This is a genomic window from Alphaproteobacteria bacterium, from assembly GCA_035625915.1.
Taxonomy (GTDB): domain Bacteria; phylum Pseudomonadota; class Alphaproteobacteria; order JACZXZ01; family JACZXZ01; genus DATDHA01.
Map to the genome: position 1 here is coordinate 1 of DASPOR010000044.1, position 13,814 is coordinate 13,814.

General features: G+C 64.1%; 12 protein-coding genes. 7 read left to right on the forward strand and 5 right to left on the reverse strand.

Going from position 1 to position 13,814, the window contains the following annotated elements:
- Both VEJ16_04020 and VEJ16_04025 read left to right on the forward strand, forming a co-directional pair.
- The coding region (locus VEJ16_04020) for a hypothetical protein (GenBank protein HYB08813.1) at window positions 1-216 on the forward strand (216 nt) is incomplete at its 5' end.
- Between the two features lie 103 nt (window positions 217-319).
- Window positions 320-1,558: an MFS transporter gene (locus tag VEJ16_04025; GenBank protein HYB08814.1), complete on the forward strand. Its 1,239-nt coding sequence runs from the start codon at window positions 320-322 to the stop codon at window positions 1,556-1,558.
- Window positions 1,559-1,574: 16 nt separating this feature from the next.
- Here VEJ16_04025 and VEJ16_04030 read toward each other — a convergent pair whose 3' ends face one another.
- Window positions 1,575-2,504, reverse strand: coding sequence for a bifunctional helix-turn-helix transcriptional regulator/GNAT family N-acetyltransferase (locus tag VEJ16_04030; protein ID HYB08815.1), 930 nt, complete (start codon window positions 2,502-2,504; stop codon window positions 1,575-1,577).
- A gap of 201 nt (window positions 2,505-2,705) precedes the next feature.
- Between VEJ16_04030 and VEJ16_04035 the strand changes: the two genes are divergently transcribed.
- The 5 genes from VEJ16_04035 to VEJ16_04055 all read left to right on the forward strand — a co-directional run bounded on the left by VEJ16_04035 (window position 2,706) and on the right by VEJ16_04055 (window position 9,840).
- A complete protein-coding gene (locus VEJ16_04035; GenBank protein HYB08816.1) occupies window positions 2,706-3,410 on the forward strand; it encodes a ribonuclease activity regulator RraA in 705 nt (234 codons plus the stop codon).
- Window positions 3,411-3,481: 71 nt separating this feature from the next.
- Window positions 3,482-4,495, forward strand: a complete 1,014-nt coding sequence (locus tag VEJ16_04040; protein ID HYB08817.1) for an aldo/keto reductase — start codon at window positions 3,482-3,484, stop codon at window positions 4,493-4,495.
- A 90-nt stretch (window positions 4,496-4,585) separates the two neighbouring features.
- Window positions 4,586-5,824 carry a tetratricopeptide repeat protein gene (locus VEJ16_04045; GenBank protein HYB08818.1) on the forward strand — a complete coding sequence of 413 codons (1,239 nt, stop codon included), beginning with the start codon at window positions 4,586-4,588 and terminating at the stop codon, window positions 5,822-5,824.
- A gap of 76 nt (window positions 5,825-5,900) precedes the next feature.
- Window positions 5,901-7,505 carry a choline dehydrogenase gene (locus VEJ16_04050; protein ID HYB08819.1) on the forward strand — a complete coding sequence of 535 codons (1,605 nt, stop codon included), beginning with the start codon at window positions 5,901-5,903 and terminating at the stop codon, window positions 7,503-7,505.
- Window positions 7,506-7,887: 382 nt separating this feature from the next.
- Window positions 7,888-9,840, forward strand: coding sequence for a PBP1A family penicillin-binding protein (locus tag VEJ16_04055; protein HYB08820.1), 1,953 nt, complete (start codon window positions 7,888-7,890; stop codon window positions 9,838-9,840).
- Window positions 9,841-9,941: 101 nt separating this feature from the next.
- Here the strand turns inward: VEJ16_04055 and VEJ16_04060 are convergent, their stop codons facing one another.
- The 4 genes from VEJ16_04060 to phaZ all read right to left on the reverse strand — a co-directional run bounded on the left by VEJ16_04060 (window position 9,942) and on the right by phaZ (window position 13,812).
- On the reverse strand, window positions 9,942-10,616 hold the full coding sequence (locus VEJ16_04060) for a gamma carbonic anhydrase family protein (protein ID HYB08821.1): 675 nt from the start codon (window positions 10,614-10,616) through the stop codon (window positions 9,942-9,944).
- Entirely contained in the window at window positions 10,564-11,790 is a 1,227-nt protein-coding gene (gene ada / locus VEJ16_04065) for a bifunctional DNA-binding transcriptional regulator/O6-methylguanine-DNA methyltransferase Ada (protein HYB08822.1), read from the reverse strand. The genes VEJ16_04060 and ada overlap by 53 nt, the downstream gene beginning before the upstream one ends.
- Window positions 11,748-12,527: a SprT family zinc-dependent metalloprotease gene (locus VEJ16_04070; GenBank protein HYB08823.1), complete on the reverse strand. Its 780-nt coding sequence runs from the start codon at window positions 12,525-12,527 to the stop codon at window positions 11,748-11,750. The genes ada and VEJ16_04070 overlap by 43 nt, the downstream gene beginning before the upstream one ends.
- 67 nt (window positions 12,528-12,594) lie before the next feature.
- Window positions 12,595-13,812, reverse strand: coding sequence for a polyhydroxyalkanoate depolymerase (phaZ, locus tag VEJ16_04075; GenBank protein HYB08824.1), 1,218 nt, complete (start codon window positions 13,810-13,812; stop codon window positions 12,595-12,597).
- Window positions 13,813-13,814: the final 2 nt, after the last annotated feature.

Sequence of the window (13,814 nt, forward strand, 5' to 3'; positions counted from 1 at the left end):
AAAGCGGCGGCCGGAAACGGCCGCCGGCGCGCTTTGCGCGCCTTCTTTTGCGCCACGCAAAGCGGCGGCCGGAAACGGCCGCCGGCGCGCTTTGCGCGCCTTCTTTTGCGCCACGCAAAGCGGCGGCCGGAAACGGCCGCCGGCGCGCTTTGCGCGCCTTCTTTTGCGCCACGCAAAGAGGCGGCAAGAAACGGCCGCCGGCTCGATCCAGCATAGCAGCTATTCCATTCTCTCTCGGCACTATCCTTATCAGCACTCGGCATTATCCTTTTCCGCCTGTTACAATCCGCCGCAATTTGTCGGGCAGAGGATCGTGAAGATGTCGGCAGTCGCATCGCAAGAGGCGGGACGCAACGACGGAACCGTGATGGCGCTGGTCGGGTCGGCGCATTTTTCAAGCCATTTGCTCCAATTGGCGCTGGCTCCGCTCTTTCCGATTCTTCATGCTGAATTCGGCGTGGGCTATACCGAGCTCGGCCTGATTGTGACCCTCTTCTACGTTGCATCGGGCTTCGGTCAGGCGGCAGCCGGCGTTCTCGTCGATCGCTATGGCGCCCATCGCCTTCTCGTGGCCGGTCTCACGACTCTCTCGATTGCAGTGGCACTTACGGGATTGGTGACCTCCTATTGGATGTTCCTCCCGCTCGCCTTGATCGCCGGGCTCGGCAACAGCGTATTCCACCCCGCGGACCTTTCGATCCTCAGCCATAGGGTGAGCGAGCGCCGGGTGGGGCGCGCCTTCGCCCTTCACGGCATTTCCGGGCAACTCGGCTTCGCCACCGCCCCAGTCGCGATGACGTTCATGGCTGAAGTGGGCAGCTGGCGCATGGCGCTCGTCATCGTCGGCGTGGTGGGGCTCGTCGTCGCGGCCGTCTTGAATTGGAACAACACATTCCTCGTTTACGAAACGAAGCGCGCAGCGGCACCGCATGCGGGCGGAGCGCCCCGTTCAACGCGCTATCTCGAGATCATCGGTTCGCCCGTCGTCATTCTCGCCTTTGCCTACTTCGCTTTGACCGCGTTCGGCGGGACCGGCATTCAGACCTTTTCCATCGCAGCGCTTACGTCAGGCTTCGGCCTCACGCTGAGTGTCGCAACCCTCGGACTCACCGCATATCTCATCGGCAATTCCTTTGGGCTGATCCTTGGCGGCTTCCTCGCCGACCGCACGCAAAACCATCATCGCGTGGCGATGGGGGGAATGATCGTGGCAAGTGCGATGGTGCTCGTCGTCGTCGCACTCGCGACCTTCCCGCCGGTCGTGGTGCCGGTCCTTGTCGCCGCCGGGTTGGCGAACGGGCTGACCGCACCCTCGCGCGATTTATTGATCCGCCGTGCTGCTGTTGGCGCCGGGATGGGCAGCGTCTTCGGCTTCGTCTACTCGGGCTTCGATCTCGGCTCGTCGACCGCACCCCTCGTCTTCGGTGCGCTGATCGACAATCACTCCCCCCATGCCGTCTTTCTCATCGTCGCCTTGGCGTTTGCCCTCGCGGCCCCCACCGTCATGCAGGTACGGCGCCGAGCCGTGCGCCGGGCGAGCGCGGTGGCCGGCGAATGAACAAAGGCCGCGGCCATCACAATTTCAGCTCCCAATATTGTCCCACGAGGTCGTGGCCGAAGCTCGTGTGCGGCTCTTCGCGCACAAGGTTGAAACCGGCCGCCTCATAAATCCGACGGGCGGCGTCGAGCACACTGTTGGTCCACAAGGTCAACTTCCGATAACCCGCCATGCCCGCGAAATCGATGCATTCGCGCACGAGATGCCCACCGATGCCGAGGCCCCGCGCCTTGGGGTCGACGATCAGGAGGCGAAGCTTGGCGCTCGACTCCGTTTGTTTCACCAGGAATACGGAACCGACTTTTTCGCCGTTCCGCTCTGCGATCCAACAACGCTCGCGCTTGAGATCGAAATTTCGCAGGAACTTGGCGCCGATCTCGGCGACTAGCGCCTCGAAAGTATCGTCCCAACCGTACTCCCGCGCGTAGACGGTACCGTGAAGGGCGACGACCCAGCCGATATCGCCCGGCCGGTGCGGCCGGAGAAGGTAGGGCGGGTCGCCTTCCGGCCTGACGCCAAGAAGCCCTTCGATCGTCGCCATTGCCGCGACCAAGCGGTCCTGCTCGTCCGGCGAATGCCCGGTGAGGATGGCGCCGACCTCCTCGCGTGCACGCGCGTTGAGGGGAGCGAAGGTCCGGCGTCCTTCATCGGTGAGGCGGAGCAGGTTCCGCCGCCCGTCGGTCCCGGAGAGCACCTTTTCGACGAGACCGTCCTTCGCGAACCGGGCGAGAATGCGGCTCATATAGCCGGGATCGAGCCCAAGATCCCGCACGAGTTCGCCCGCCGTCGGTTGTTCGCGATGGGCCAGCTCGTAAAGGACCCGCATTTCGGCAAGCGAGAACGGCGATTGCAGCAGGCCCTCATGGAGCACGCCGATCTTTCGCGTATAGAATCGGTTGAAGCGCCGGACGGCCTCGACGCGCACCTCGAGATCCCTTGCAGCCATGACGGTCGCCCTCGCTTGGCATGCCCTCAGATAATTGACAGAGTCAACAATATGCTTGATTTTGTCAAGTAAGTACCTCCGTTTACTGCGGTCGGAATTTGGCTGCGCTCGGCCCTATCGCCCGCGGCAGAGTCCCAGTAAGCTCAGCCGCCAAAGAGCCGACGCCCAATCCTTGGCATGTCAATCACGAGGCAAACCGCGATGCCGCTCGACAAGTCGACAATCGACACCCTTTCCAAGGTCACGACCGCGACGATCACGACAATTCTCCTCAAGAAGGGCCTGCGCAACGTCTGGCTGCGCGGCACGCACCCGATGACACCAGGCCAGCCGCGGGTGGTCGGACCCGCCTTCACCTTGCGCTTCGTGCCGGCGCGCGAGGATTTGGCGACGCCCGAGTCCTGGTCTTCGCCCCGTTCGACGCGGGCAGCGATCGAGACGATGCCGGCGGGCTGCGTGGTCGTCGCCGACGCGATGGGCGTGCTTGATGCCGGTATCTTCGGCGACATCCTGTGCGCGCGATTGAATAAGCGCGATGTCGCCGCACTCGTCATCGACGGCGTGGTGCGCGATCGCGCAGGCATCCTCGCGACGGGCTTTCCGGTCTGGTGCCGAGGCAATGCAGCACCCCCATCGGTCGCGGCCTTGACGTTTGTCGGGTGGCAGGAGCCGATCGGTTGCGGGGGTGTGGCGGTCTTCCCGGACGATGCGATCGTCGCCGACGATGACGGTGCGGTCGTGATCCCAGCGGCGTTCATCGACGAAGTCGCGAAGCTCGGTATAGAGCAGGAGCGGCTCGAGGGCTGGATCATGCGCCGGGTCGAATCCGGCGAAAAGCTTCCCGGGCTCTACCCGCCCGATGCCGAGACGAAGGCGCGCTACGAGGCGGAAATGAAACGCCGCTAGTTACGCTTCGTATGCGCGACCGCCGGCTTCAATAAAACGACAGCATGGGATCGATGGCGATGGCGACGACGATGCAATATCGCACGCTCGGCAAGAGCGGAATAAGGGTGTCTCCCCTTTGCCTTGGCACGATGATGTTCGGCGGTGCGACCGACGAAGAGAGCAGTCGGCGGATCGTTTCGACGGCCCGCGATGCGGGCGTCAATTTCATCGACACCGCCGACCAATACAACGCGGGCAAGGCCGAGGAGATCGTGGGCCGCGCGATCAAGTCCGAGCGCGATGCTTGGGTCGTCGCGACCAAAGCGGCCAACATCATGGGACCGGGCCCCAATCAGCGGGGCCTCTCGCGCAAATGGCTGCGTGAGGCGGTCGAGAACAGCTTGCGCCGCTTGGATACGGACTACATCGACATCCTTTACCTCCACCGCGAGGATCACGATGCGCCGCTCGAGACGACGGTGAGTGCGGTGGCCGACATGATCGGCTGCGGCAAGGTGCTGCATTTCGGCGTCTCGAATTTCCGGTCCTGGCGTCTTGCGGAGGTCTGCAACATCTGCGACCGGCTCGGCATCGACCGCCCGATCGTCAACCAACCCTATTACAACGCCATGAACAGGATGCCGGAAGTCGAGCTCCTCCCGGCCTCCGCCTTCTATGGGCTGGGCGTCGTCCCCTATAGCCCGCTTGCGCGCGGCGTGCTCACGGGCAAGTACACCGCCGACGCAGCACCCCCGCCCGACACGCGCGCCGGGCGCAACGACAAACGGATGCTCGAAACCGAATGGCGAGCCGAGTCGCTGGCGATTGCGCAGGAATTAAGGGGGCATGCGGAAAAGCGCGGCATGACCGCGGGGCAATTCGCGCTGAATTGGGTTCTCAACAACGCACTCGTCACGTCCGTGATCGCGGGTCCCCGCACCTTGGCACAGTTCGAGGACAATCTCGGCGCCTTTGCGCATCGCTTCACGGTGGAGGACGAAGCTCTTGTCGACAGGCTGGTGACGGCCGGGCACCCCTCGACCCCCGGCTACAACGATCCCCAATACCCGATCGAGGGCCGTGTGCCGCGCACAGGCAAATAGTCGGAGCCCCGGCGGCAGCGACACGCGTTTTGCCGTCTCGGTATCGACAAAGGGTTCTCCCTCCTCGCCGAGCAGCGTAAACTGCGGCCCGTGAAAAGCCTTATCGTTATTCTTGCGGCATGCGCCGTGCTGGCGTCGAACGACGCGGTCGCTCAAGGTGGGGCGAACCCGTCGTCGCCCTGGGCCAACGCCACGATCGAGCAGCTTACGAATGGCGCTCAAAGGGGCGATCCCGCCGCCGCCTACGGGCTCGGCATGAAATACTGGCTCGGCGACGGGACGCGCAAGGACGTAAAGGCCGCCGTCGTGTGGTTCAGCCGTGCCGCGTCCAAGGATTTTGCTCCGGCCGATGCGGCACTCGGGGTCATTTACGAGGAAGACGAGGGGCTCGCGGCGGACGAAGGCGAGGCAGCGCACTTTTACCGCCGAGGGGCGGAGCTTGGCGATGCGCTTTCGCAATATCGGCTTGGCCTGCTCCTCACGAAGGGCCGCGGGGTTGAGCGCAACTACACCGAAGCGGCACTCTGGTACAAGGCCGCCGCGGACCAAGGCTTCCCCGACGCGCAGAACAATCTCGGCTTTTTGTTCGCGGTGGGTCTCGGTGTCCCGCAAGACCTCCAGATGGCCCGGTCGTTGTACGAAAAGGCCGCCGCCGCGGGCAATGCCGAGGCCAAGGAAAACCTCGCCAAGCTCGAGGCGATTGCGAACGCCCCTGCAACGCCCCCAACGCCACCGCAGGCCGCAACACCCGCCGCGTCGGAACCGCAGACCAATGCACCGGCGACCCCGACGACACCCGAGGAAATTTGGGCAGCCCTCATTAAGACGAAGGTTCAACAGAAGGATTTGCCCGAAGGTTTTTCAGCACCAACGGCCGTGGCGAAAGATCTCGACTCGACGGCAGGCCGTCCCGCCCACGAACTCAAGGTGAGCGTTTCTCACCCGGAGGGTGCTCATTGGTTCAGCTTTCGGGTCTATGCGAGTGCCGAGGCGGCACGCGCGGCCTACACGGATTTCGCGGCGAATGTCGGGGCCGAGCTAGCGCAGACGACTCGCTTCAGGCCTTTTTCGATTAGCCGGCTCATGGATGGCCAGCCTTACATCTTCAAGTGCATCCAATCCTATCCGGCCAGCGATCCGGACGACCATGAGGTCCAATGCGTTTACGACGAACCGAATTCCCCGGTGATGTTCGCTGCCGGGACGAGTGCGCGTTACAAGGACGCGGAATATCCGCCGGACAAGGTATGGCAGCGCTTGACCGACCTGGTTGTCTATGCACGCGCCCGCTCCCAGCCCGCAATCGCCTCACGCGTGGGCAAGTTCTGATGACGCGCGGTTACGAACGGAGCGATGCTCGAACCGAAGTCTTCGAGGCCCAGGCGCCAGTCGAGCGGGTGCGTCGATGATCCCAGACGCCGAAAGCTACGATTATGTCATCGTCGGCGCCGGCTCCGCGGGGTGCGTGCTCGCGAATCGGTTGACCGAGAGCGGACGAAACCGCGTCCTGCTGCTCGAAGCCGGCCCTCGGGATACGAATCCCTGGATTCACATTCCACTCGGCTATGGAAAGCTCTTCACCGACCTGCGCACGAATTGGGCCTATCGATCCGACCCGGAACCGCACCTTAATAACCGCATCATCTACAACCCCCGCGGCAAAGTGCTCGGCGGGTCGAGCTCGATAAACGGCCTCGTCTATGTGCGGGGCCAACGCGAGGATTTCGACGGCTGGCGCAATGCGGGCAATCCAGGTTGGGGCTTCGACGATGTGCTGCCCTACTTCAAGCGTGCCGAAGACCAGGCGCGAGGTGCGGATACATGGCACGGGACGGGCGGTCCCCTCTCGGTTACCGATCCGTCGCAGCCGCATCCGATTTGCGACGCGTTCATCGAAGGGGCCGGGCAGCTTCAAATCCCGCGTAATGACGATTTCAACGGCGCATCCCAAGAGGGCGCGGGCTATTTCCAGTTCACCGCGCGAAACGGCCTGCGCTGCAGTGCCGCCAAGGCCTATCTCAAGCCGGCGCTCAAGCGCGCCAACCTACGTGTCTTGACCGAGGCCCTCGCCACGCGAATCCTTTTCGAAGGAAGGCGCGCCGTCGGCGTGTGCTATCGCCAACGCGGCCATGATCGCACTGTTGCCGCCCGGCGCGAGATCGTCCTCGCGGGTGGTGCGTTCAACTCGCCACAACTTCTGCAGCTCTCCGGCGTGGGTCCGGGCGCGCTCCTGCAAAGGCTCGGCATCCCGACGGTACTCGCCCATGAGGGAGTCGGGCGCAACTATCAGGATCATCTGCAGACGCGAATCATATTTCGGTGCGTCGAGCCGATCACGCTCAACGACGACGTGGCGACGCTTTGGCGCAAGCTGGGGATGGGATTGCGCTTTCTGCTTTTCCGCAAGGGTCCGCTTACCATCGGCGCCGGTTACGCCGGTGGATTCTTCCGCACGAGTGTCGCGTGCGACGCGCGACCGGACATGCAATGCCATCTCGTCCTCTTCAGCCTCGACAAGATGGGAATGGCGCTTCATCCTTTCTCGGCCTTCACCATGTCGGTCTGCCAGCTTCAGCCCGAGAGTCGCGGCGAGGTGATGGCGGTCTCGCCCGATCCGGCCATGCCGCCCTCGATCCTCGCGAATTTCCTCGGCACCGAACGGGACCGGCGCGTTCATGTAGAGGGTCTCAAGCTACTGCGCAGGCTTGCCGCGACGCCGGCCCTCGGCCGCTTTGTCGAGGCAGAATATCTGCCCGGCCCCTCGATTCAGGCCGATGCGGCCCTCCTGGATTATTGCCGGCAAAACGCCTCGACGATTTATCACCCGAGTTCGACCTGTCGAATGGGCGAGGATGCGGGTGCCGTCGTCGATCATCGGCTCAAGGTGCATCGCCTTGACGGTTTGCGCGTGGCCGACTTCTCGATCGCACCCTCCGTGGTTTCCGGCAACACGAACGCCGCCGCCATCATGATCGCCGAGAAGGCGTCGGATATGATGGTGGCCGATTGATCGTAAGTCGCTGAATCCTCGCACGATGCGGGCGCGCGCCACGTTCCCGCCTCAATTTTGTCTCACCATGATTCGGTAGCGTTTTGGGGAAGCTTCGCCTAAACAGGGCGCCATGGCGCGGGAGTCACCGAATAAGCGAGTCGAGCCCGAGTTTTCTCGAAGGAAAAAGCCGCAGGTTGCCGACGTCGGCTTGCGCGGCGAGCGGCTTGACGTCGAGTCGGCCGATCTCGACCGTGCGCCTCCCAAGAAAAGCGACTCGGCCGCGCGAAAGGATCCTGAAATTTCGATCGTCGCGGGCACGGCGTCGGATCGTCGCGTGGTGCCAAACGAACCCGATGAGGACGCGATGCCGCCGCGGAGACCGGTGAGATCCGAGAAACCAGTGAGAGCGGCGAATGTGCGCGAAAAACGCACGAGCCCGCGGGCGAAGAAAAGCCACCCGCGACTCGGTTGGGCGTTCCGCTGGCTTCTGACCTTCGCTATTTGGGGTGCCGTTGCTTTGCTCGGGATCGTCGCCTATTACGCCTACGACCTACCGGATGTGGGCAATTTTGCGGCCCTCACGCGCCGGCCGAGCGTGACACTAGTCGGTGCGGACGGCCAGAGTTTCGCAAGCTTCGGCGATCTTTATGAGGACATCGTTCCAGTCAAGGAAATGCCGCCCTATTTACCCGAGGCCGTGATCGCGACCGAGGACCGGCGCTTTTACGATCATTTCGGCGTCGACCCCTTCGGCATCATGCGTGCGCTCATCGAGGATCTGCGGACCCACCAGCTCCGCCAGGGCGGGAGCACCATCACCCAGCAACTCGCGAAGAACCTTTTCCTCACCTCCGAACGCTCGATCAAGCGGAAGGTCCAGGAGGTGCTGCTCGCACTTTGGCTCGAGCACAAGTTCACCAAGGACCAGATTCTCACGATCTATCTCAACCGCGTCTATCTCGGTAACGGCGCCTACGGCGTCGAGGCCGCGGCGCGCAAATACTTCAACAAGTCGGCGCGCGAGGTTACCCTATACGAATCCGCCGTGCTCGCCGGCCTGCTGAAAGCACCCTCCAAGTTCAACCCCGCGAACGATCCGGACCTGACCGCACAGCGCGCCGGCCAAGTGCTGGCCAACATGGTCGATGCGGGCTATGTCACGCCCGAGAAGGCGGCGGCCGCGTCGCAGGAACGCACGACCCTCAAGCCTGCCTCCGTCGCTGCCTGGCGGGGGCGCTATTTCGCGGACTGGACGTTGGATCAGGTGCGCGACGTCCTCGGCTATATCGAGCGGGACATCGTCGTGAAGACAACGCTCGATCCGAAGCTTCAGCAGCTCGCCGAGGATGCGATCAACGGTGTTCTCGAGAAGGAAGGCGAGAAGCTCGACATCGAGCAAGGTGCGCTTGTAGCACTGGGTCCGGACGGTGCAATCAAGGCGCTCGTCGGCGGACGCGACTATCGACAAAGCCAGTTCGACCGCGCCACCCAGGCGCTTCGCCAACCGGGATCGTCGTTCAAGCCGTTCGTCTACCTCGCGGGCCTGGAAGCGGGCTACGGCGAAGACAGCGTGTTCGATGACGCGCCGATCACGATCGGCGGATGGAGCCCCAACAATTACAACGACAAGTATTATGGGCGCGTAACGCTCAAGGAGGCGCTGGCACGCTCGCTCAACTCGGTGACGGCGCAGCTCGCCGAAAAGGTCGGCATCGGCCATGTCATCGACGTGGCGCACCGCCTCGGCATCACGGCCGATCTGCGCAAGGACACGAGCATTGCACTCGGCACGAGCGAAGTGACGCTCCTCGAACTCACGGCGGCCTATGGCGGCTTCGCGGAAGGAGGCAAGGGCACCTGGCCCTACGGTATCGTCGAAATCGACGACCGCGACGGCCGCATCCTCTATCGCCGTGCCGGCTCCGGCCCGGGCGCGTTGATGACCGCGCGACAAGCCGCAACGATGGTCGACATGATGTCGGCCGTCATAACGATGGGAACCGGCAAATCGGCTGCGATCGGCCGGCCCGCAGCGGGCAAGACCGGTACGACGCAAGACTACCGCGACGCCTGGTTCATGGGCTTCACGCCCGACCTCATCTGCGGCGTCTGGGTCGGCAATGACGATCATTCGCCCATGAAAAAGGTCACTGGCGGAACCGTGCCCGCGCAGATCTGGCGCAATTTCATGATAGCCGCACTCAAGGACACCCCACCCCGCGAATTCCCGGAACCGCCCACCGTCATCGAATCGGTACTTCAATCGTTGCTGGGCACATCGAAATCCCACCCATCCGTAGAAACGAATGCTGTGCCCGGAATCACCAGGAACTACACGAAGATCGAGAAGTAACACCGGCGGCAGGAGTCTTTGGTTCCCGCCCCTGGTATTGGCCGTGACCGCGGCCGCGCACCTTCTGGCGCGTAGGCAATGGTATAGAGGCGCTCGTCTCGTCACTCGTCGTCGAGAATCCGGTCGTCGCGATGTCGGAGGAGCGCTTTGGCGTAGCGGCGCGTGAGCTCGTGCATCATCGTCTCGCCGGGTGCTACACGCGCGAGACCGAACACGGTGCCGGGAAAATCCAGGGTCTTTTGCATGGCCCAGATCCTGTCATGCGCATCCGGTGGGAGGATTTCCGCGGGATTGCCGACCGCGACCCAGCCGATCGGCACCGTCGCGCCCTCGGCCAGGTGCGAGTTCACATGCACGGTGCCATTGATGCGGATCTCGGCGCGTGTCCCGATGACGGCCCCGTTGAAGATCGAAGCACCCGTCGCGATGAACGCACAATCCTCGACCGTGCATCCGGTTAGGTAAGCGCGCGGGCCCACCAGCACGTGGCTGCCGATCCGGGTCGGGTGGCGGCGCGTGCCCCGGATGACCGCGTTCTCCATGACGATGACATGCGCGCCGACGGTCACCGGCCCGCCTTCGGCGGTGAGGACAGCACCATAGAGGATCCGCGCATCGGGTCCGATCGAGACTTCACCGCTGATCGTCGCATTGGGTGCCACCCAGGCGCTCGGATCGATCTTGGGCCGCTTTCCTCGATGCTCGATGCGCATGGACCGGCGCTCAGGCGCTCCGGCGAGCCCGTTCGTCATGGCGCACCGACGCTCGATCCGCATTCGCTCGCTCCTGGGCCAAGAGCGCTTTCTTGCGCGCAACACCCCAGCGATACCCTGTCAAGTCGCCGCTCGATCCGACGGCGCGGTGGCACGGGACGATGAGCGAGACGGGATTCGTCGCACAGGCCCGTCCGACGGCGCGGGCTGCGTTCGGTATGCCAAGTGCCGCCGCGATCTCCTTATATGTGCGGTGCTCGCCATAGGGGATCTCGCGAAGCGCTTGCCACACCTTGCGCTGAAAAGCGGTCGCGCGCACGTCGAGCGGCAAGTCGATGTGCGGCGCCTTGCCGTCGAGATGGCGCAGCAGCGCCTTCACCCATGCGCCGAGCGCTTTGTCGTCGCGCGCAATCTCGGCCGTCGGAAAGTCGTGGCGAAGCTCGTGCTCGAGATGAGCGTCATGGTCGCCGAGACTCACCATGCAAACTCCTTTGCGCGTGGCTGCCACGAGGATGCGCCCGAGCGGGCTGTCCGCGATCGTGTAGCGGATATGTACCCCCTCCCCGCCGCGCCGGTATGTCGCGGGCGTCATGCCGAGCTGTTCGTCGGCCCGCTCATAAAGCCGGCTCGATGAGCCGTAGCCCGCCTCGTAGAGCGCTCCCGTCACGTCATCGCCCGCCTTGAGAAGCGATTTGACACGGCTGAGCCGGCGCGCGTCCGCATAGGCCCGTGGGCTGATTCCCATCACGCGCGTGAAGACGCGCTGAAGGTGGTGCGGGCTGAGGCCTACGGCGTCCCCAAGTTCGGCGAGGGTCACGGCCCCTTCGTCGCGACTTTCGAGGTACCGACAAGCAGCACGAACCGCTTCGAGATGGGGATCGCGGGCGTTGGTGTCCCTAGGGTTGCACCGGCGGCAGGCGCGAAAGCCAGCCCCCTCGGCCGCCTCCGGCACATCGAAGAACGTCACGGACTCACGTTTCGGCCGCCGGCTCGGGCATGACGGGCGGCAATAGACACCCGTCGAGCGCACGGCGTAGACGAAGGCGCCATCCTGGGTAGCGTCGGCCGCGAGCACGGCCTGCCAACGATCATCGTTCAACACGGCATTTTCTCCCGCATTCATGTCGATACCCCATAGATAGGTCCCTGGCGGGATGGGCGCTATCCGATCATTGCGCGGGAAATCGCCGGCCCTCAGCCGTACCTCATGAGGCGGTCGCCGTGGTGGCTGAGCCATTCGCGTGAGGCTTCCATCTCGGGCGTCAGCCGCGCCACGAGGCGCCAGAAGCGCACACCGTGGTTGTTGTGGACGATGTGCGCGACCTCGTGGGCGACCACATAATCGAGCACGAGTTCGGGTGCGAGGATCAGACGCCAGGAATAGTTGATTGCGCCGTCGGGCCCGCAACTACCCCATCGGCCCTTGGGGTCGCGCAGGCGGACATGCTTCACTTGCCGGCGCAATTGGGCGGCTTTCTTGTGGCTGCGCTCGGTCAATTCGCGGAGCGCTTCAGCCTTGAGCCAGTCACGCACGCGCCGCGCGGTGAACTCGGCATGGCCGGAGACGCAAACCCGTCGATCCGCCCGCCACACGCCAGCCTGGGCATACGGCCGATGCTCGATCACATGATCGATCCCGAGATAGGGAATGATCGCACCCGGCTCGAAGGCGACCTTGGGCGGGCGTAGCGCAAGCCTGGATTGAATCCAGCCTGCCTTCTGCTCGGCAAAGCGCAACCCCTCGTTGAGCGGGACCCCTCGCGGGAGAACGAGCTCGACGGCATCCTCGACGGGATCGATGTTGAGCGCCACGCGACGCGCCCGGCGGCTCTGACGGGCAACGAGCGGCACGGCCCGCTCGCCCACCGACACGCTGCCGACGACGTGCGGAGCCCGGGCCTTTTCGGCCTTGCGGGCCGGCTTCACGGCGGCCGATCCGCGCTTGACCGCTCCCCGTTTCTTGAAAGGCCACATCGCGCACCCCTGTTCGCGCCGACTATACCAGATGGCGGGCGAAAGGCACTATCGACCGACTCCCCTTTTAGCGATTCGCGCGAATGAAATCCCGAATGCAGGGTGCAACCGCTTCGCGCCAGTGGTGGCCGTAGAAAAGCCCGAGATGACCCGCGTCGGGCTCGAGAAAATGCGCGTGGCGCGATGCGGGAATATTGGGACAAAGCGAATGGGCAGCCGTTGTCTGGCCCGGCGCGGAAACGTCGTCCGCCCCACCTTCGATCGTCAAGAGTGCCGGGCGGGCGAGGGCCCGTGTATCCACCGCCGTACCGCGCCAGCGCATGGTTCCTCGTGCGAGGGTGTGTTTTTGAAATACATTCGAAAGGGTGTCGAGAAAGAACTCGGCCGTGAGGTCGAGCACCGAGAAAAACCGATCGTAGAAACGTCGATGCGCCGAGGCGGCATCGTCGTCGCCTGCAAGGAGGCGGCCGAGGAAGTCCCAATGGGCGCTAAGATGGCGATCGAAATCGTGGGAAATATAGCCGGCGAGCTGCACGAATCCCGGCAGCACGCGCCGGCCCGCGCCGGCGTAGCCGAAGGGTACGTTCGAGATCACGCTCGTTTCATACCATGTGCGTGGTTGACGTGCGGCGAAGGCCTGAGCCGGCGTCGCTTCGATGCGCGCATCGATGGGGCCGGCGACGAGTGTCAAGCTGCGCGGACCCTCGTTGCCGCCCGCCTCGGCGAGAAGGGCCGCCGCGGCGAGGGCCGGCACCGTCGATTGGCTGAATGCGACGACATGAAGGTCGGGACCGAGCAAGCGGACGTAATCGATGAGATAGGCGATGTAGGTGTCGAGGCTGAACGCGCCATCCTCGACCGGCACGTCGCGCGCATCGCTCCAATCGGTCAGATAGACGTCGTGGGACTGCAGCAGCGTTTCAACCGCGTCGTTGAGCAGCGCCGAGAAATGGCCCGAGAGCGGTGCGACGACGAGGACCTTCGGGTCATCCCTTTTTGCGATGCGCGCGAAGTGGCGGAGCGTGCAGAAGGGGCGACGATCGACTTCGCGTTCCTCGACGGGGACTGCATTGCCGGCGACGAGGGCGTGCTTTACATCGAAGGCGACGGTGCGCGGATGGCGGATGCTGCGATCCAGGAACTCGCACGCGGCGTCCACCGCCCGATGGGCCTGATGATCGCCGAAGGAGGTGGCAAGGACCCGGCTCATGCCGCGCGCAGCCGCGGCCGCAAGGCCAAGGGGGGCCCACGCCGCACGCTGAAGATCATAAAGTTGATAGATCATTT